This is a genomic window from Flagellimonas sp. L-11 (assembly GCF_056857735.1).
In genome coordinates, this window is sequence record NZ_JBSXNR010000068.1 from 15,076 (window position 1) to 34,210 (window position 19,135).

Below are 19,135 nucleotides of genomic sequence, written 5' to 3' on the forward strand. Positions count from 1 at the left end.
GAATTTGAACTTTCAACATCAAACATTGTCGTAATCCACCTTGATTTTTGATGTGATGGGATGCGACTGACAGGTCAAAACAAAACCTTCTTCGATTTCACCATCGGTAAGGATCTGGTTTTTTACCATTTCCACCTTTCCTTCCGTCAAGCGTGCAATACAACTACTGCAAACACCGCCCTGGCAAGAATAAGGAGCGTCTATATCCTGTTTTAAAACGGCATCGAGGACCAATTCTTTTTTATCCATTACAAAAGTGAAGGTCTCATCATCCAAGATTACCTCCACCTGGGTCTTGCCTTCCAATGTTCCGGCAAGTTCATCTTCGGTATCATCGCTGGTAAAAAGCTCAAAATGGATTTTATCCTCGGAAACACTGTTTTCTTTAAGTGTATCGGATACTTGTTGGATCATATCTTCGGGTCCGCAGAGGTAGAAGGCATCAAATTCAGTTCCCTTGAACTTGTTTTTGAGCACAAAGTTGACGGTGGATCGTTCAATCCTTCCAAAAAGGGCATCCTCCTCATTGGACCTACTGTACACATATTGTACAAAAAAACGTTCTCCGTATCGTTCTTTAAGAGACTGTATGGTTTTAAAATACATGGTCTCTTCAGGGGATTGATTTCCGAACACCAACACAAAGGTATTCTCCGGATTGTTTTCCAAAACGGTTTGGGCAATGCTCATGATCGGCGTAATACCACTGCCGGCAGCGAACGCGGCAATTTTTTTTGGGGAGGTTTCATCAAAGACAAAACGGCCCTCGGGAACCATTACCTCTATGGTATCACCGGCCTTTAGATTCTCATTGGCATAAACGGAAAAGGTACCACCTTCCATCTTTTTGATGCCAACCGTTAATTTACCCGAGGATGGCGGTGTGGAAATGGAATAGGCCCGGCGTAGTTCCTGTCCGTTCAATTTATGTTTTAAGGTAATGTATTGTCCAGCTTTGAAACGATAAGCTTCTTTAAGATTTTCTGGAACATCAAAAGTAAGGGCCACGGCATTGGGAGTCAATTGGTCCACCGCGGCTATGGTTAAAGCATGAAAATGGCTCATGTAATGAATTTTGCTGCAAAATTAAGCATTACACTCCTTTTGAGCAGCTATTTTTATAAAAAGCGTACCTCTTCTGTAACAAATCCAATAAATTGGACACCAACAAAAAAAACGCCAACCATGCTCAAGCATTTTATTGGACTCCAGTGGAAGTCATTTTTTAGGTCTGCAAGTTTTAAGACAGAGATTTGGTTTAAGATTTTGATGGCCTTGGGAGCGCTGTACTTTATTGTTGTGTTCCTGGGAATGGGCGTTGGGGCCTATTTTATTATCGAGGATATGGAAATTGGCGATCCGTTGCGGGTGGTCAACCGGTTTATGGTTTACTATTTTGCCTTTGACCTTGTATTTAGGTACATGTTGCAAAAAATGCCAGTAACCAATATTAAACCTTTGTTGTATTTGCCCATTGACAAAACCAAGGTGGTCAATTTTTCGCTGGGTAAAACTGTAATCTCGTTTTTTAACATGTCCCATGCGTTCTTTTTTATTCCCTTTAGTATTGTGTTGCTGGTTGAGGGATATCCACCCATACAGGTTATTGGATGGCATTTGGCTTTAATGGCCCTTTTTTACTGTAACAACTTCCTCAATGTTATGGTAAACAACAAAAATGCTGTTTTTTACGTATTTGCAGCACTTTTGATTCTAGCAGGGGCATCACAATATTATCAATGGTTTGATTTAACCCAATACACCCAACCCATATTCGATTTTTTCTATGACATGCCCTGGACGGCCATAATTCCTTGGTCGGTTTTGTTGGGAATGTACTACGGCGCTTTCTCCTATTTTAAAAAGCACATGTATCTGGACGGCGGGTTGGCCAAAAAACAGACCGAGGCCAAAACAGAGAACTTGGAATGGCTTGATCGCTTTGGCAATCTGGGCACCTTTTTAAAGAACGACATCAAACTCATTAAACGTAACAAAAGATCGCGAACGGCGGTGCTCATGGGCTTTTTCTTTATATTTTATGGATTGCTCTTTTTTACGGGCGCCCTGGAAGTATATGACGGGCCTTTTTGGAAAATTTTTGCGGGGATTTTTGTTACCGGAGGGTTCCTCTTCAGTTTTGGGCAGTATGTGCCCAGTTGGGACAGTAGCTATTACCCTTTGATGATGAGCCAGAACATTAAGTACCGCGAGTACCTATCATCCAAATGGTATTTGGTGATCATAGCTACCATCATCTCCACCATTTTGGCCACCTTTTATATCTATTTTGGATGGGAGGCCTATGCTGCTGTCTTGGTAGGTGCAATCTATAATATTGGAATAAACAGTTACTTGGTACTTTGGGGCGGTGCTTACGTAAAAACCCCGATAGACCTCACCTCCAACAAAAAGGCATTTGGAGACAAACAGGCATTCAATGCCAAGACACTCCTGCTCACTTTGCCCAAATTGGTATTGCCGATCGGGATTTATGCCATAGGCCATTTTTTGATCAACCCGACCGCAGGGTACATTTTTGTGGCCGTTTTCGGCTTACTTGGATTTGTTTTTAAGGAAAAGGTGTTCACCATGATCGAGGGCATTTACAAAAAGGAGAAGTACAAAACATTGCAAGCATACAAACAGAAATAACACACCATTAATAATAAGATACATGATCACAGTTCATAATTTAACCAAGATTTACGGAGAGCAGACCGTTTTGAACATTGAACATCTGGAAATACCAAAAGGCCAAAGTTTTGGTCTGGTCGGGAACAATGGGGCAGGAAAAACCACCTTGTTCAGCCTGTTGTTGGATTTGATCCAGCCCACGACCGGGCACATTATAAACAAAGATGTGCAAGTGGACCACAGCGAAGCCTGGAAACCGTTTACCTCTGCCTTTATTGATGAGACCTTTTTGATAGGCTACCTTACCCCCGAAGAGTATTTTTACTTTATAGGGGAACTGCGTGGCAGGAACAAGGCCGATGTGGATGCGCTACTGTCCAATTTTGATGATTTCTTCCACGGGGAAATTTTGGGCCAGAAAAAATATTTGAGAGATCTTTCCAAAGGAAACCAGAAGAAAGTGGGCATTGTGGCCAGCTTTATCGGAAATCCCGAAGTGGTGGTCTTGGACGAACCCTTTGCCAATTTGGATCCGACCGCCCAAATCCGGTTAAAGGGAATCATCAAGGATTTGGCCGCCAAAGAAGGCGTAACCGTATTGGTTTCCAGCCACGATCTGATTCACGTTACCGAGGTCTGCGAACGTATCGTAGTGCTGAACAAGGGTAAAATTGTGAAGGACATCCATACCTCTGCCGAAACCATGAAGGAGCTCGAAGCTTTCTTTGCGGGTTGATGTTTGAAAAAGCAGGTGTAAAAATTCTTGCATTTTATCGATAAGCCTTATAATAATCCGTTCTTTTTTGAGTTTAAGGTTACACAAGATTATCGATAATTTTGAAGCTTCATCACACATTTATAGGTGCCATGGTTTTGGGAGGACTTGTATTCAATGCATGTTCCACCCAAAAGGACAAGTTTATCAACAGAAATTGGCACGCCCTCAACACCGAGTACAACACTTTGTACAACGGCAATCTTGCCTTTCAAAAAGGATTGGAGGAAATCAACGCCAACTATCGTGATGATTATTGGGAAGTACTTCCCGTTGAGCGCCTTAAAGTTACGGATGAGGTAAAACTTGATTCTGAGGACAACAACCCCAACTTTTTAATTGCGGAGGAAAAGGCCACCAAGGCCATCCAAAAACATAGCATGGACATCAAGGACGAGGAACGCAATCCTCAAATTGATGAAGCATTTCTTTTGCTTGGAAAATCTCGTTATTTCGACCAGCGCTACATTCCAGCTTTGGAATCCTTCAACTATATCCTAAGGAAATATGTGGAGAGCGATAAGCTGAACGAGGCTACCATTTGGAGAGAAAAAATAAATATGCGTTTGGACAATCCCGAAGTGGCCATCAAAAACTTGAAGCGCCTGTTCAAGTACGAAAAGCTCAAGGACCAGGAGTATGCCGATGCCAATGCTGTTTTAGCACAGTGTTACATCAACCTGAATGCACCCGATACGGCCATACAGAAACTAAAAATATCACAGGCCTATACCAAAAAGAATCCCGAAAAGGGAAGGTATCTGTTCATCATCGGGCAGTTGTACGATCAATTGGGGCATAAGGATAGCGCCAACTACGCTTACAACAAGGTCATAGAGCTCAACCGTAAATCGCCTAGGGTGTACATGATCAATGCTCACCTAAAAAAAATCCAGAACACCGAACTTACTGAGGGCAACCGGGAAGAAATGCTGGAATACCTCACCGATTTGGAGGAAAACCGGGAGAATAGACCTTTCTTGGACAAAATTTACCGTCAAGTGGCCCAGTACCACATGGCCTACGAATCGGATAGTTTGGCCTTGGCCTATTACAACAAATCCATACAGGCAACGCAGGGAGAGCGCAAATTAAACGCCCTGAATTACCAAAGTTTGGCCGATTACCATTTTGATGGGGACGAATACAGAATTGCGGGCTCGTATTATGACAGTACCTTGACCAACCTGAATGAAAACACTAGAAAGTACCGAGATATCAAAAAGAGACTGGACAACCTCGAAGATGTTATCAAATACGAAGATATTGTACAGCATGCCGATAGCGTGATTACTTTATACCAGATGCCCGTAGCGGAACGCAAGGCCTATTTTGAGGATTTTATCGCTGAGATGAAGCGTAAGGAAGAGGCCGAAGCAGAGAAACAACAAGAACGCACCAATGCCGGGTTTGCTACGTTTGCTGACAGCAAGGGAGGAAAGGAAAATCAGGGCAAGTTCTATTTTTATAACATTACCAGTTTGGGCCATGGCAGAAACGATTTTAAAACCCGTTGGGGTACAAGGTCTCTTGAAGATGATTGGCGATGGAGCAATAGATCAAAAACCTTGGTTTCCGAGGCAACGGGCGAAGAGGTTGCAGGCAATGATGAGGTCTTGACGGAAGACCAAAAGTATTCCGTAGACTATTATTTGGAACAAGTACCGACTGATGTGACCGTTATTGACAGTTTAAAGGGAGAACGCAACTTTGCCAACTATCAATTAGGGTTGATCTATAAGGAGAAATTTAAGGACAATATGCTGGCCGCCGCCAAGTTGGAACGCGTACTTTCCTCAAAGCCCGAAGAACGTTTGATACTCCCATCAAAATACAACCTATACAAGATTTACGAAGAATCGGGCAGCCCTTTGGCTATGGATATGAAGCAGAACATCATCACCAACCACCCCGATACTCGCTATGCCGAGATTTTATTAAACCCGCAAGCTGTTCTCGACGGAGATTCGGACAGTCCCGATGCCAGATATGCAGCTTTGTTCAAACAATACCAAAAGCAAGAATTTTTAAGGGTGATCACGCAATCCGAGGAATACATCAACAAATTTACGGGCGACCCCATCGTACCCAAGTTCGAGATGCTAAAGGCCAACGCCATTGGTCGTTTACAGGGATTTGAGCCTTTTAAGGAAGCCTTGAACTATGTGGCGCTCACCTACCCCAACAAGCCCGAAGGGAAAAAGGCACAGCAAATGATCGATGAGCAACTGCCCAAACTGGAGAACAAGGAATTCTCACCAGAAACAGGTTCCACGGGCGCAGGAAACTGGAAGGTAGTCTTTCCCTTTACCATTGGAAATGATGAAAAGGCCACCAAACTTAAAGAGCGTTTGGCAGAAGTAATCAAAGAATTGAATTACAAGAACATTGTTTCCAAGGACATCTATAATCTGGAGGATCAATTTGTGGTGGTACACGGTTTTCCATCCAAAGATTTTGCTTTAGGCTTTGCGGAGCTTATAAAAAACAATAGGGACTACCTTATTAAAGATGAGAATTTTGTAATTTTATCCGATAATTATAAAATAATACAGGTCCACAAGAACCTAGAATCGTACAAAGCACAATTTTAATCCCCAAAACCCTAGAACACAATGTTTTCTGACAACAAAAAACCTCGACCCATGACTGAATTTGGCGGACAGCCCAATAGAATTGAAAAGAACACCAAGATCAAGGGCGAGATTACCTCCGAAGCCGATTTTAGGATAGATGGCAAATTGGAAGGCAACGTTACCACATCCGGCAAAGTGGTCATAGGAAAAGATGGCTACATCAACGGAAAGGTGGATTGTGTGAATGCGGATATTGAAGGGCGGTTCAATGGGGAACTTATTGTGAAGGATTTACTTTCCTTAAAATCCTCTGCAACCATTGAAGGCACCTTAAGGGCGGCCAAATTGTCCGTGGAGCCCGGAACTACATTAAATGCTTCCTGTATCATGGGCAAAGGAGGTGCTACAGCTACCAAACCGGAGTCCATAAAGAAAAATGAGCCAGCAAAAGCCTCTTAACAAACATAAAAAAACAATAAACACAGCAGCCCGTTTGTCTGGTTCGGCCATTCAAATGGGCATTGTTATTTATTTGGGCGTCTGGGGCGGAAAGTGGCTCGACGGCCATTTTGATACCGAAAAAGTGTTCTTGCCCATCTGTACAATAGTGGCCGTTGCGATTTCCATATATTTGGTGATTCAACAACTGAAAAAAATCAACGATTGAAAATCAGGTCTTACCCGATTGTTTTTATTTTAACCCTGTTTGTGGGGTTAATTGTTTCATTCTTTTCCCAATCTTGGCTTTTGGAAAACAAGGGTCACGACCCTTCTTCTTTTCAACTTGCAAAGAGCTATGTGCTCAACGCGATAATGGCCTTGATCGTTTTTTTTGCCATTTACATTTTTAGGAACAAATACCGGGATTTGCTTGGTTTCTTTTTTTTGGGAGGCAGCCTTTTAAAATTTGCGCTTTTCTTCATTTTTCTATACCCTGCCTTTAATCAAGATGGTGTATTGGAACGTTTGGAGTTCCTTGCGTTTTTTGTTCCGTACGGATATGCACTTGCCCTGGAAACCTTCTTTTTGGTGAAACTGCTTAATACTGTGTGACAAAGCGGTGAAATCAACCCGAAAAAACAAAGAAAAAAATAATACCTAAAAAAGCTTTTTTCTTTTGAAGGAGGAATGTATTTTTGCACCAATTTTTGAGGACCCATAGTTGGATCATATGCGATATTCTTTTTTCAGTAAAAAATTAGTTGCCGTAATTTTTTTGATTGCGGGATTTGTATCGGCCCAAAACCATGAGGGAGAAGAAGTTGAAACCGGTGCCCACGATTTAAAGACCCAGATCAAGGAATACATAGACCACCACCTTCTGGATTCCCATGACTTCAACCTTTATTCGTATACAACAGATCAGGGAGAGCATAAATATATTGGATTTCCGCTTCCTGTTATTCTTTGGGACAATGGGCTTAAGGTCTTTCTTTCTTCGGAGTTCGAGCACGGGGAAGCCGTGGCCGAGGTAGATGGAAATTACTACGCGCTTTATCACAATAAAATTTATAGGACGGATGCCGAGGGAACTATCAATTTTGGTGGGCACCACGGTGACGAAACCCACACTGAAGATGCTTTTGGAGAGGATTTGGTGGTGGATGACGCACACCCTGCCAATGAGAAACCATTGGATTTTTCGATTACCAAGAATGTGGTCTTTATTATTGCCGTATCACTTTTAATGTTTTTGGTGTTCCGTTCCATGGCCAAAAGGTATCAGAAGAGTACTATGCCAAGGGGCTTGGGAAGATTTTTGGAGCCTTTGGTGCTTTTTGTTCGGGATGAGATTGCAATTCCAAACATAGGTGAGCACAAATACAAAAAGTACATGAGTTACTTGTTGACGGTATTCTTTTTTGTGTGGATCATCAACCTGTTGGGTTTGACGCCGCTTGGGGTCAACGTAACCAATAACATTGCCGTTACCTTTGCCTTGGCAATGATCACCTATCTAATCACAACATTTACGGGGAACAAGAATTACTGGAAACACATTTTCTGGATGCCAGGTGTGCCCGTTCCCATGAAAATTATATTGGCGCCCATAGAATTGTTGGGAACGTTCATCAAGCCATTTTCATTGATGATTCGTTTGTACGCCAACATTACTGCGGGTCACGTGGTATTGATGAGTATTATCGGTCTTATGTTCATTTTTAAGAACTGGATAGGGAGCCCGTTGTCCTTTTTGTTGGCCTTTGCACTTTCCTTGTTGGAATTGTTGGTGGCCGCATTACAGGCATATATTTTTACCATGCTGTCCGCCCTTTATTTTGGTATGGCGGTAGAAGAAGATCATCATTAATTAGAACGTTTAATATTTAAATTCATATATCATGACAATTCCAAACATCGTAGGTGCTGGTTTGATCGTAATCGGAGCAGGATTGGGTATCGGTAGAATCGGTGGTCAGGCAATGGAAGCCATTGCCCGTCAACCAGAAGCTTCCGGTAAGATCCAAACTGCTATGCTTATTGCAGCAGCCCTTATTGAAGGTATCGGTTTCGCCGCTCTTTTTGCAGCTTAATAACCGTAAAAACATTGATGAAGGCCATAGCGGTTGGCTATGGCCCTTCATCGATTTAAAATGATATAGTTAAAAGATTTAATAGTTAAGATAAATGGAAAAGTTAATCGAACAGTTCTCCTTCGGGTTGTTTTTCTGGCAATTGTTGCTTTTTGTGGCCCTTTTGTTCTTGTTGAGGAAATATGCTTGGAAACCAATTCTCGGTGCTGTTGAAAAACGCGAAGAAGGCATTAAAGATGCTCTTGAAGCTGCCGAAGCTGCAAAAAAAGAAATGCAGAACGTTACTGCAGACAGTGAGAGACTTTTAAAAGAAGCCAGGGTAGAAAGAGATGCCTTGTTGAAAGAGGCCAGAGAAATCAAGGAAAGCATTGTTTCCGAAGCCAAAGAACAAGCGCAAGTCGAAGGCGATAAGATGATCAAGCAGGCACAAGCCACTATAGAAAGTGAAAAGAAAGCCGCCGTTGCCGAAATTAAGGCACAGGTAGCCAGCCTATCCCTTGAAATTGCAGAAAAAGTAATCAAAGAAGAACTTTCCCAAAAAGGCAGACAACAAAAGTTGGTTGAGGACATGTTGGGCGATATTAAACTGAACTAAGAGCATGAACCAGAACAGGGCAGCCATACGCTACGCAAAAGCAACCTTGGATTTCGCATTGGAAAAGAAAGCGGCAGAAGCCGTTGAAAAAGACATGCGGGAGATAGCTGGGACCATTTCCGGGAGTGAGGAGCTTCAGCACCTTTTGGAAAGCCCCATCATAAAATCAGAAGTGAAGAAGAACAGTTTGTTGGAAGTCTTTAAAGATGCCAACGAGATTACCAAAGGCCTTCTTCAAACCTTGATAAGCAACAAGCGTATTGCCATGCTACAGGAAGTTGCCTTCAAATACATCATTCTTCACGAGAAATTGAAGGGTGAGGAAGTAGCTTATGTGACCACGGCAGTTCCATTGACCGCTGAGCTGGAAAAGAAAATCTTGGCCACCGTTACCAAGGCAACGGGCAATACGATTACCCTGGAAAATAAAATCGATGAGAGCATCATCGGAGGATTTGTACTAAGGGTTGGAGATACCCAATACGATGCGAGCATCGCTAACAAATTGAACGGATTAAAAAGAGAATTTACAAATAGTCTATAAAAATGGCAGGAGTAAAAGCCGCTGAGGTATCAGCAATTTTGAAAAAACAGTTATCAGGTTTCGAAGCATCCGCTTCTTTGGATGAAGTAGGTACCGTATTACAAGTAGGTGATGGTATTGCCCGTGTGTATGGACTTGCCAATGTCCAATACGGGGAATTGGTGGAGTTTGACGGCGGAATGCAGGGAATCGTTTTGAACCTAGAGGAGGACAACGTGGGTGTTGTATTGTTGGGCCCATCGAAAGAGGTCGTGGAAGGCGCCACCGTTAAGAGGACCGAGCGTATAGCCTCCATCAACGTAGGTGAAGGAATTGTTGGCCGTGTGGTGGACACCTTGGGCAAACCTATCGATGGTAAAGGACCCATTTCTGGTGAAACCTACGAAATGCCCTTGGAACGAAAAGCTCCCGGAGTTATTTTTAGACAGCCTGTAAACGAGCCATTGCAAACAGGTATCAAGGCAATCGATGCCATGATTCCGGTCGGTCGTGGACAAAGGGAGTTGGTGATCGGTGATAAGCAAACCGGTAAAACCACCGTTTGTATCGATACCATCCTAAACCAAAAGGAATTTTACGATGCCGGTGAGCCCGTGTACTGTATCTATGTGGCCATAGGACAAAAAGCGTCTACCGTAGCCGCCATCGCCAATACTTTGGAAGAAAAAGGGGCATTGGCCTATACCACCATTGTGGCAGCCAACGCTTCCGACCCTGCTCCAATGCAGGTATATGCTCCGTTCGCCGGTGCAGCTATCGGGGAGTATTTTAGGGATACAGGGCGTCCGGCCTTGATCATCTATGATGATTTATCAAAACAAGCCGTTGCTTATCGTGAGGTATCCTTGTTGTTGAGAAGACCCCCGGGACGTGAAGCATATCCTGGTGACGTTTTCTTCTTGCACTCAAGATTATTGGAGCGCGCTGCCAAGGTCATTGCCGACGATGAAATCGCAAAGAACATGAACGACCTCCCAGAGGTGTTGAAGCCCATGGTAAAAGGAGGAGGTTCTTTGACAGCCCTACCAATTATTGAAACACAGGCAGGCGACGTATCCGCCTACATCCCGACCAACGTAATTTCCATTACAGATGGTCAGATATTCTTGGAGCAAGACTTGTTCAACCAAGGGGTTCGTCCTGCGATCAACGTAGGTATCTCCGTATCACGTGTTGGAGGTAATGCCCAAATCAAGTCGATGAAGAAAGTAGCAGGTACTTTGAAACTGGACCAAGCCCAGTTCCGTGAATTGGAAGCTTTTGCCAAGTTCGGTTCCGATTTGGATGCCGCTACCTTGAACGTCATTGAAAAGGGACGTAGGAACGTAGAGATCTTGAAACAAGGCCAGAACGACCCATTTACAGTTGAGGATCAGGTTGCCATCATCTTTGCAGGTTCCAAAAACCTGTTGCGCGATGTTCCTGTGAACAAGATAAAGGAGTTTGAAAAGGATTACTTGGAGTTCTTGAACGCAAAGCACAGAGATGTGTTGGATACCCTTAAAGCAGGTAAATTGACCGACGAGGTGACCGAAACATTGACGGCTGTTTGCAAGGATCTTTCAAGTAAATACAAGGCATAACAATTGTCATTCCCGTGAAAACGGGAATCCATAACCAAAAAGATTCCGCATCAAGTGCGGAATGACAAAGAAGCATATGGCGAATCTAAAGGAAATACGGAACAGGATAACATCCATCTCTTCAACGATGCAGATTACCAGTGCCATGAAAATGGTTTCCGCTGCAAAGTTGAAAAAAGCCCAGGATGCCATCACGGCCATGCGTCCCTATTCGGACAAGCTGACCGAGCTTTTGCAAGGGCTTAGTGCCAGCTTGGAAGGAGACGGAGGAAGCGAATACGCCGACAAAAGACCCGTGAACAAAGTTTTGGTGGTTGCCATCACTTCGAATAGAGGTCTTTGTGGTGGATTCAACTCCAACATCATCAAGCAGAGCAACAATTTGGTGTCCAACAAGTATCCGGGAAAACAAGTTGATTTCTACACCATTGGCAAAAAGGGAAACGACATCCTTCGTAAAAGGCATACCATATTGGGTGACCAAAGCAAGGTGTACGATGATTTGACCTTTGACAACGTTGCGGAAATCGCTGAATTGTTGATGCGTTTGTTCACCAAAGGTGATTACGACAAAATTGAATTGGTGTACAACAAGTTCAAGAATGCCGCTACGCAAATTGTGATGACCGAACAGTTTTTGCCCATTGTTGGAGCAGAAGGTGATCAGGCCATCGCAGCAGATTATATTTTTGAACCATCCAAAGTGGAAATCGTAAAGGAATTGATTCCTAAATCCTTGAAAACACAATTGTTCAAAGCGATCAGGGATTCCTTTGCAAGTGAGCACGGCGCCCGTATGACAGCGATGCACAAAGCAACCGATAATGCCGCTGAACTTAGGGATGAGTTAAAATTGACCTACAACAAAGCCCGTCAGGCTGCCATTACCAACGAAATCCTTGAAATTGTTGGTGGGGCGGAAGCGTTGAACAATTAGACCGAATGAAGATGAGGTCAAATTTTCCAACAGAGGCTCTGAACAATTAAGCCGAACCAAAGTGAGGCTAAATATTAAATAGCCGAGGCGTTGAACAGCTAAGATTCTACATTTAGATAATAGGAAAGGCTACCCATTCGGTGGCCTTTTTGTTTTTCTTGGGGCAATATGGTTTAGGTAATAATGGCTTTTGCGTAACTTGTAGCCACCTAATCAAGGTTTTTAAAGAAGCAACACCTATTGAATCCACTAAAGAGGCTTTTTAAACAAACATTTATCTATGGTTTGGCCACGGTATTGCCGAGGGTCATTTCGTTCTTCCTACTGCCGTTGTACACCGCAGTTTTCGAGAATGCATCAGGATATGGGCAGTACACCAACATATACGCTTGGATAGCCATTTTTAATGTGTTCTTGGCCTATGGAATGGAAACGGCCTTCTTTCGTTTCTATCATAAAAGCAAGGACAAGGCCAAAGTAATCTCCACATCGCTGATCTCTTTGTTGGGTTCTTCTTTGTTGTTTTTGATTTTGGCACTTTCCCTAAAAGATTGGCTTTCGGGAGTTACTAACATCAATGCGGATTATATAAAGTTCACCACCTATATTCTGGTGTTGGATGCCGTGGTGATTATCCCGTTTGCATTGCTCAGGGCTAATGAGAGACCCATGCGGTATGCCGTGCTAAAGACCATTAATGTGGCCATAAACTTGGCATTTAACGTGTTTTTCCTGCTTGTACTTCCACAGATGGTGAAAGGGTCAGGTTCAGGCTTCATGGCATCTATTTATAAGCCCAATTGGGAAATCCATTACGTTTTGATATCGAACGTTATTGCCAGCGGGCTAACATTGTTGATTTTGCTTCCCACCTATATCAAGGCGTCGTATAAATTCGACCTTGATATTTGGAAACAAATGATGAAATATGCAGGTCCCATCCTTGTGGCAGGAATAGCTTTTACCATAAACGAGGTATTGGATAAGATTTTGCTCACCGAACTACTCCCATCGGACATTGCAGAGAGCGAAGTGGGGAAATACGGAGCCTGCTATAAATTGGCACTCTTCATGACGCTGTTTGGAACCGCCTTCCGTATGGGAGTGGAACCCTTTTTCTTTAGTCATGCCAAGAGTGAAAAACCACAAAAAACCTATGCACAGATTACCAATTACTTTGTGATTCTGGGCAGCATCATTCTTTTGGGGGTTATCGTTTTTATCGATGTCTTGGGAAAATTGCTCCTCAATAACCCTGTGTATTGGGAAGCCTTGGATGTGGTGCCCATTATACTTTTGGCCAGTTTCTGTTTGGGCATCTACCACAACCTTTCCGTTTGGTACAAGGTAACGGACCGGACCAAGTTCGGGGCCTATATTTCATCCGTAGGGGCCATCATTACCTTGGTCATCAATATAAGCCTTATCCCCAAAATTGGATATATGGCATCCGCTCTGGCCACTTTGGCCGCTTATGGCAGTATGTTGCTCTTGTCCTATTACTTTGGGAGAAAATACTACCCCATACCCTACAACATGCGGAAGATAGTCTTCTACCTTTCCGTATCACTCATATTTTCAATACTATCATTCTATGTTTTTAATAGAAATTTAATAGCCGGTAGCATACTGTTTTTGTTATTTTTGGGGTTAGTGTATAAGATGGAAGGAGATAAATTACGAAGCATATTATTAAGACGTGAAGATTAAGATCATCAACAAATCGGGCCACAAGTTGCCACATTACGAGACGCTTGCTTCGGCAGGTATGGATTTACGGGCGGATTTGGAATCACCCATAACTTTAAAACCCTTGGAAAGGGCCATTGTACCAACAGGACTTTTTATGGAGCTCCCCGTAGGTTACGAAGCACAGGTACGGCCACGTAGCGGACTCGCCGCCAAAAAAGGCGTCACCGTTTTAAATGCTCCGGGGACCATTGATGCCGATTATCGTGGAAACGTTGGGGTAATCTTGGTGAACCTATCCAATGAAGACTTTACCATAGAAAACGGGGAACGTATCGCCCAATTGATCATCGCAAAGCACGAACGTGCCCAGTGGGAAGAAGTCGATACCCTTTCCGAAACCGACAGGGGCGAGGGCGGATTTGGGAGTACGGGGAGAAGATAAACATGAAAACGTTTTGTTGATAAAAAGCGGTCCAGCAAAACAGTTTTCAAGAAATAATCGGAATGTTCAAATTCCTTTTGCCCACCACCTTGAATCCAGAAAAAAAGTACGCAAAACAACCAAGGAGAAAGAAACCGTATTGAAAAAGTATTTGTAAGAAATGAAATTTTCCAAAGAGTTTAAGGAAGCACTGAGCAATTTGCCATCAAAAGAAAAGGACAAATTGATTTTTAGACTGTTAAGAAAAGACCTTGTCCTGGCAAATAGACTCTTTTTTGAATTGGTAAGCGACAAAACTGTTGATGAAGAGCGGGAAGTAGTAAAAAAAAGACTCTTTCACCAAATAAACCGGGTCACTGATGGATTTTATTCAATAGGCTATCTAAATATGGACGTTCGGTATATGAGCGGGGAAATCAATGATCATGTCAGGGTCACAAAGGATAAATTTGGAGAGGCATACCTAAATTTATATATGATCAACGAGGTATTGGATAGGAACAAGGAAAATATCCTTTCTGTCACATCTGGAAAAGCAAGGAAGTTTTGTACGGCCGTAATTGCAAGAGCCTTCAAAATTTTATTGTGCATTGAAAAATTACATGAAGATTACTTTATTGAGTTGAAGGAAGATTTGAAAAAACTGGGCCAATTGATAGGTGGAAACCCTTATTTAATGGATTGCGCCATCCACAACGGATTGGATGTGAATTGGTTGATTCTTGGAGAAATCCCTGAAGACATTGCGAAAATCCATAAGGATTTAAGGAAAAATGGATATCTGAAGTAAACCAATATGACCATTTTTTCAACTTTAAAAATGAAAACATGAAAATAATAGTTCCAATGGCGGGGAGAGGATCCCGTTTAAGACCACACACATTAACAGTTCCAAAACCTCTGATACCTGTTGCGGGCAAACCCATTGTTCACCGATTGGTGAGCGATATCGCCAAGGTATTGGGAGAACCCATTGAGGAGGTCGCCTTTATTCTCGGCGATCCGGCCTTTTTTGGGGATGATGTTGTGGAAAGCTTAATGGAACTGGCAAGTGAATTGGGGGCCAAAGGTTCCATTTACAGACAGGACAAACCGCTTGGAACGGGACACGCCATTATGAGCGCCAAAGAATCCTTGAGCGGGCCTGCCGTAATTGCCTATGCCGATACCTTGATTCGAGCCGACTTCGATTTGGATAAATCGGCCGACAGTGTTATTTGGGTAAAACAGGTGGAGCAGCCGGAAGCTTACGGAGTGGTAAAACTGAATGGCACCAATGAAATTGTTGAATTGGTCGAGAAACCTCAAGAGTATGTTTCCGACCTTGCTGTAATCGGTATTTATTACTTTAAGGACGTAGGTGTGCTAAAAAATGAATTACAGCATGTGTTGGACAACGACATTACCCATGGCGGCGAATACCAAATCAATGATGGCATAAAACGGATGATGGAAAAGGGCATGAAATTTGTTCCTGGTAAAGTGGATGAATGGATGGACTGTGGCAATAAAAATGTGACCGTGGAAACCAATCAGCGTATGTTGGGCTTTCTGGAAAATGAGGGTGAAAACATGATTGCCGATTCCGTAAAACAGGAAAATGCAAATATTATAGAGCCCTGTTTTATTGGCGAAAACGTAGTGCTTAAAAACACAACGGTCGGGCCCTATGTTTCGGTTGGTGCAAATACCGTTTTAGAGAATTCAACCGTAAAAAATAGTTTGATCCAGAGCAACAGTAAAATAAGCAACGCCAATTTGGACAATGCCATGATTGGCAACCACGTTGTTTATAATGGTAATTTTGAGACCATTAGTATTGGAGATTATTCCGTTTTGGAATAACTTTAGAATGGATTTTTAGTTTGGTGGGGACTTAGGATGTTAATATGAAAAAGAAACTTCTTGTTTATATGGTTTTGGGAGCATCAATAGTGATGCATTACGGTACCTATGCCCAAGAGGAACAGGAAAGTGCCGAAGTCTACCTCGAGGAATACACCGATGAGTTTCAAGAAAACTTCTTTGAGGCCTTAAAGCAAAAAGGTATCCAAAACTACGATAGGGCCGTGGATTTGTTTCTAAAATGCAAGCAACTGGAACCCAACAACAGCGTGGTGGACTATGAACTGGCCAAGGCCTATATGCACGACAAAAAATATGTGCAAGCGCAGAATTATGCCATTGAGGCCTTGCTTTCAGAACCTACGGATTATTGGTATTTGGACAATTTGCTCACTATTTTGGACAAGCAGGGGAGCCCTATCGAAAACGTAAAACAGCAAATACCTTACGGAAACAATAAACTCAAGCAAAATATGGCCGTCTCATTCTTTAAAATGAAGAAATACGGGGAAGCCTTAAAAGTGCTTGACGATCTGGAAAGCTCTCCATTGAAATCGGAATTGAACCAAAAAATAAACGACTCCCTCCAAAAAGGAAAACAGGAACAAATTACTTCAATTCCCCAGAAGGAAGTGGAAGTTTTGGATGACCCAGTAGCCCAGTTAAAATCACAGATGGAAAAACTGATTGCTGCAGCAGATTTTAAGGAGTTATTGAATGTTTCGAAAGAGGCTTTGGACAGGTATCCATTACAGCCCTATTTTTATTTTGCCTACGGGACAGCATTGAACAACACGGCAGATCCCAACAAAGGCATAGAGGTTTTGGAAAGTGGACTCGATTATCTATTGGATGATGAAGGGTTGAATAATAAAATCTACAAACAGCTTTCCGAGGGGTACTCCAAAATCGGAAATGCCCAAAAAGCAAACGAATATTTGAACAAAATCAATTCAGGATTATAATGCACCTACATAAAAACATAACTAAAATCGCCGTGTTGATGGCTTTCCTTCTCACCCTTGGATCCTGTAAGAGTACCAAGTCAATTACAGGAGGGGAAGTGGATTCAAGGATGTCGGCGAGGAATATCATCAATGCCCATTACTCCAATCAGCCGAAATTCAAGACCTTGAGGGGTAGGGTCAAGATTGATTATGCCAATGGAGATGAGTCTCAGGGCGTAAACGTGAGCCTCCGTATGGAAAAAGACAAGGTCATCTGGATGAGCGCGCCCTTGGGTGTGGTCAAAGCCCATATTACCCCGAACAGGGTTTCCTTTTACAACAAATTGCAAAACGAATACTTTGATGGGGATTTTAGTTACTTAAGTGACTTGCTGGGAACGGAACTCGATTTTGAAAAAGTACAGAACCTGCTTCTAGGAAATGCGGTCTTGGATTTAAGAAAGGAAAGATTCAATTCTGAAGTGTACAATGGCAACTACCAACTAAAGCCAAAAAAGGCTAGGGAGTTGTTCAAAATTTTATTTCAACTGGAGCCAAAAAACTTTAAAATAGCAACTCAAGAAATCTCCCAACCAGAAAAAATGAGACAATTGCAGGCAAATTATACCTATCAGAATATTTCTGGAAACGTGTTGCCCAATGAAGTGAAGATCGTAGCGGAAGAAGCAGGGGATTTGACCACGATAGATTTGAGCTTTCGCAACTTAGAAATCAATAAACCCATGAATTTCCCCTACAAAGTACCAAAGGGATATGATAAAATTACATTAAAGTAATATGAAAGATAGAATTTCATATTGTGTTTATTGTCTGATAGTTATATTATTCACTTCAGTAAGCTCCCATGCCCAAACCAGCGAGCAAAAGATGTTGGAGGCCAAACGGGAGCGATTGCAAAAGGAAATCAAGGAAATCAATAGGTTGCTCTTTGCCGAAAGGAAAGAAAAAGGTACTGTTTTGGACCAAATGGAAGCCTTGGACAATAAAATAAACGTTCGCCAAGAGCTCATTCAGGTCACCAATCAACAGTCGAATTTGCTCAATAGGCAGATCAATGTCAACATTAGAAACATCAGTAAGCTTCGGGAAGATTTAAAAATACTCAAAGAGGATTATGCCGAGCTCATTCAAAAAACCTATCAGAACAAATCGCAAAGCAACCGGTTAATGTTCCTGTTGTCCGCCGAGAATTTCTATCAGGCCTTTAAACGGCTTCAGTACATGCAGCAATATGCAAAGCATCGTAAAAAACAAGGAGAGGGAATCGTTGAAAAAACCGAAGAACTTAAAACCCTGAATCAAGATTTGGTGCGTCAACGAAAGGAAAAAGACCAGCTCATAGCCGAAAACCAAAAGGCAAAGGCCGAACTATCCAAAGAGATAGAGTCCCAAAGAAACCTTTTAAGGAGCATTAAACAAAACGAGGCCAAATACACCGCCGCCATAGCCGAAAAGCAAAAGGAGGCCCGTAAAATTGATCGTGAGATAGAAAGATTGATCAAAAGTGCTATCGCAAGTTCCAATAGAAGTTCAGGAAAATCGACCAGCAACGCAACCTTTGCCTTGACACCCGAGGCCAAGCTGTTGGCGGATAACTTTTCATCCAATAAAGGAAGGTTGATCTGGCCTGTGGAAAAGGGAGTGAAAAGCCAGGGATACGGGGTGTATGCGGATAAATTGTATCCCGGAATCAAGCACAGAAACAATGGGGTTACCATAACCACCGATGCGGGCAGCAAAGCAAGAGCCATTTTTGAGGGTGAGGTGATAGCCATTTTAACTGTGCCCGGTGGAAACAAAGGGGTGCAAATAAAACACGGAAACTACATCAGTACATATTATAACCTATCCAATCTCTACGTTAAAAAAGGGGATAGGGTCGCCGCCAAAGAAGTGCTCGGCGAAATAAATACCAATCGGTTGGATGGCACCACAAAATTGAAGTTTTATCTTTATAAGGACTCCAATCGCTTGAATCCCGAAGATTGGATCTATCAACTGTAACAC

The 19,135-nt window shown here is 42.6% G+C and carries 20 protein-coding genes; 19 read left to right on the forward strand and 1 reads right to left on the reverse strand.

The annotated features are described in order from the left end of the window. Positions 1-18 precede the first annotated feature (18 nt). The gene (locus AC13CC_RS12090; RefSeq protein WP_326276671.1) at positions 19-1,065 is read right to left on the reverse strand and encodes a ferredoxin--NADP reductase; all 1,047 of its coding nucleotides are present in this window, start codon (positions 1,063-1,065) and stop codon (positions 19-21) included. 120 nt (positions 1,066-1,185) lie between these two features. On the opposite strand from AC13CC_RS12090, the gene AC13CC_RS12095 reads away from it, so the two are divergent. From AC13CC_RS12095 to AC13CC_RS12185, 19 genes are all read left to right on the forward strand, one after another. Beyond that, positions 1,186-2,655: a DUF5687 family protein gene (locus AC13CC_RS12095; RefSeq protein ID WP_482876662.1), complete on the forward strand. Its 1,470-nt coding sequence runs from the start codon at positions 1,186-1,188 to the stop codon at positions 2,653-2,655. Positions 2,656-2,677: 22 nt separating this feature from the next. Then, positions 2,678-3,373, forward strand: a complete 696-nt coding sequence (locus AC13CC_RS12100) for an ABC transporter ATP-binding protein (RefSeq protein ID WP_482876664.1) — start codon at positions 2,678-2,680, stop codon at positions 3,371-3,373. A 101-nt stretch (positions 3,374-3,474) separates the two neighbouring features. After that, positions 3,475-6,006: a type IX secretion system periplasmic lipoprotein PorW/SprE gene (gene porW / locus AC13CC_RS12105; RefSeq protein WP_482876665.1), complete on the forward strand. Its 2,532-nt coding sequence runs from the start codon at positions 3,475-3,477 to the stop codon at positions 6,004-6,006. A gap of 21 nt (positions 6,007-6,027) precedes the next feature. After that, the gene (locus AC13CC_RS12110; protein WP_326276674.1) at positions 6,028-6,447 is read left to right on the forward strand and encodes a bactofilin family protein; all 420 of its coding nucleotides are present in this window, start codon (positions 6,028-6,030) and stop codon (positions 6,445-6,447) included. Next, on the forward strand, positions 6,425-6,655 hold the full coding sequence (locus tag AC13CC_RS12115) for an AtpZ/AtpI family protein (protein ID WP_482876666.1): 231 nt from the start codon (positions 6,425-6,427) through the stop codon (positions 6,653-6,655). Before AC13CC_RS12110 ends, AC13CC_RS12115 begins: the two co-directional genes overlap by 23 nt. Then, entirely contained in the window at positions 6,652-7,041 is a 390-nt protein-coding gene (locus AC13CC_RS12120) for a DUF6168 family protein (protein WP_482876667.1), read from the forward strand. Before AC13CC_RS12115 ends, AC13CC_RS12120 begins: the two co-directional genes overlap by 4 nt. Before the next feature lie 118 nt (positions 7,042-7,159). Beyond that, entirely contained in the window at positions 7,160-8,299 is a 1,140-nt protein-coding gene (gene atpB, locus AC13CC_RS12125; protein ID WP_482876668.1) for a F0F1 ATP synthase subunit A, read from the forward strand. Positions 8,300-8,330: 31 nt separating this feature from the next. Continuing rightward, positions 8,331-8,522 (forward strand): ATP synthase F0 subunit C, encoded by a 192-nt coding sequence (gene atpE, locus AC13CC_RS12130; RefSeq protein WP_053970734.1) that lies wholly within the window; start codon positions 8,331-8,333, stop codon positions 8,520-8,522. A 94-nt stretch (positions 8,523-8,616) separates the two neighbouring features. Then, positions 8,617-9,117 carry a F0F1 ATP synthase subunit B gene (locus tag AC13CC_RS12135; protein ID WP_326276680.1) on the forward strand — a complete coding sequence of 167 codons (501 nt, stop codon included), beginning with the start codon at positions 8,617-8,619 and terminating at the stop codon, positions 9,115-9,117. 4 nt (positions 9,118-9,121) lie between these two features. Then, a complete protein-coding gene (atpH, locus tag AC13CC_RS12140) occupies positions 9,122-9,661 on the forward strand; it encodes an ATP synthase F1 subunit delta (RefSeq protein WP_326276681.1) in 540 nt (179 codons plus the stop codon). Between the two features lie 2 nt (positions 9,662-9,663). Beyond that, positions 9,664-11,244 (forward strand): F0F1 ATP synthase subunit alpha, encoded by a 1,581-nt coding sequence (gene atpA, locus AC13CC_RS12145; RefSeq protein WP_293166391.1) that lies wholly within the window; start codon positions 9,664-9,666, stop codon positions 11,242-11,244. A 76-nt stretch (positions 11,245-11,320) separates the two neighbouring features. Beyond that, a complete protein-coding gene (gene atpG / locus AC13CC_RS12150) occupies positions 11,321-12,181 on the forward strand; it encodes an ATP synthase F1 subunit gamma (RefSeq protein WP_326277114.1) in 861 nt (286 codons plus the stop codon). A 240-nt stretch (positions 12,182-12,421) separates the two neighbouring features. Then, positions 12,422-13,891, forward strand: coding sequence for a lipopolysaccharide biosynthesis protein (locus tag AC13CC_RS12155; RefSeq protein WP_482876669.1), 1,470 nt, complete (start codon positions 12,422-12,424; stop codon positions 13,889-13,891). After that, positions 13,881-14,315, forward strand: a complete 435-nt coding sequence (gene dut, locus AC13CC_RS12160; protein ID WP_482876671.1) for a dUTP diphosphatase — start codon at positions 13,881-13,883, stop codon at positions 14,313-14,315. Before AC13CC_RS12155 ends, dut begins: the two co-directional genes overlap by 11 nt. 160 nt (positions 14,316-14,475) lie before the next feature. Continuing rightward, on the forward strand, positions 14,476-15,105 hold the full coding sequence (locus tag AC13CC_RS12165) for a hypothetical protein (RefSeq protein WP_482876672.1): 630 nt from the start codon (positions 14,476-14,478) through the stop codon (positions 15,103-15,105). A 38-nt stretch (positions 15,106-15,143) separates the two neighbouring features. Continuing rightward, complete coding sequence (locus AC13CC_RS12170; protein ID WP_326276684.1) at positions 15,144-16,160, forward strand: sugar phosphate nucleotidyltransferase; 1,017 nt, start codon at positions 15,144-15,146, stop codon at positions 16,158-16,160. Between the two features lie 44 nt (positions 16,161-16,204). Next, positions 16,205-17,125, forward strand: coding sequence for a tetratricopeptide repeat protein (locus tag AC13CC_RS12175; protein WP_482876673.1), 921 nt, complete (start codon positions 16,205-16,207; stop codon positions 17,123-17,125). After that, on the forward strand, positions 17,125-17,904 hold the full coding sequence (gene lolB1, locus AC13CC_RS12180; protein WP_482876675.1) for a lipoprotein insertase outer membrane protein LolB1: 780 nt from the start codon (positions 17,125-17,127) through the stop codon (positions 17,902-17,904). Before AC13CC_RS12175 ends, lolB1 begins: the two co-directional genes overlap by 1 nt. A 1-nt stretch (position 17,905) precedes the next feature. Beyond that, positions 17,906-19,132 (forward strand): murein hydrolase activator EnvC family protein, encoded by a 1,227-nt coding sequence (locus AC13CC_RS12185; protein ID WP_326276688.1) that lies wholly within the window; start codon positions 17,906-17,908, stop codon positions 19,130-19,132. The last annotated feature ends 3 nt before the right edge of the window (positions 19,133-19,135 follow it).

Coding starts and splice junctions, on each gene's coding strand:
- AC13CC_RS12090 (WP_326276671.1), bottom strand. CDS start 1,065: ATGAGCCATTTTCATGCTTTAACCATAGCCGCGGTGGACCAATTGACT.
- AC13CC_RS12095 (WP_482876662.1), top strand. CDS start 1,186: ATGCTCAAGCATTTTATTGGACTCCAGTGGAAGTCATTTTTTAGGTCT.
- AC13CC_RS12100 (WP_482876664.1), top strand. CDS start 2,678: ATGATCACAGTTCATAATTTAACCAAGATTTACGGAGAGCAGACCGTT.
- AC13CC_RS12110 (WP_326276674.1), top strand. CDS start 6,028: ATGTTTTCTGACAACAAAAAACCTCGACCCATGACTGAATTTGGCGGA.
- AC13CC_RS12115 (WP_482876666.1), top strand. CDS start 6,425: ATGAGCCAGCAAAAGCCTCTTAACAAACATAAAAAAACAATAAACACA.
- atpB (WP_482876668.1), top strand. CDS start 7,160: ATGCGATATTCTTTTTTCAGTAAAAAATTAGTTGCCGTAATTTTTTTG.
- atpE (WP_053970734.1), top strand. CDS start 8,331: ATGACAATTCCAAACATCGTAGGTGCTGGTTTGATCGTAATCGGAGCA.
- AC13CC_RS12135 (WP_326276680.1), top strand. CDS start 8,617: ATGGAAAAGTTAATCGAACAGTTCTCCTTCGGGTTGTTTTTCTGGCAA.
- atpH (WP_326276681.1), top strand. CDS start 9,122: ATGAACCAGAACAGGGCAGCCATACGCTACGCAAAAGCAACCTTGGAT.
- atpA (WP_293166391.1), top strand. CDS start 9,664: ATGGCAGGAGTAAAAGCCGCTGAGGTATCAGCAATTTTGAAAAAACAG.
- atpG (WP_326277114.1), top strand. CDS start 11,321: ATGGCGAATCTAAAGGAAATACGGAACAGGATAACATCCATCTCTTCA.
- AC13CC_RS12165 (WP_482876672.1), top strand. CDS start 14,476: ATGAAATTTTCCAAAGAGTTTAAGGAAGCACTGAGCAATTTGCCATCA.
- AC13CC_RS12170 (WP_326276684.1), top strand. CDS start 15,144: ATGAAAATAATAGTTCCAATGGCGGGGAGAGGATCCCGTTTAAGACCA.
- AC13CC_RS12175 (WP_482876673.1), top strand. CDS start 16,205: ATGAAAAAGAAACTTCTTGTTTATATGGTTTTGGGAGCATCAATAGTG.
- lolB1 (WP_482876675.1), top strand. CDS start 17,125: ATGCACCTACATAAAAACATAACTAAAATCGCCGTGTTGATGGCTTTC.
- AC13CC_RS12185 (WP_326276688.1), top strand. CDS start 17,906: ATGAAAGATAGAATTTCATATTGTGTTTATTGTCTGATAGTTATATTA.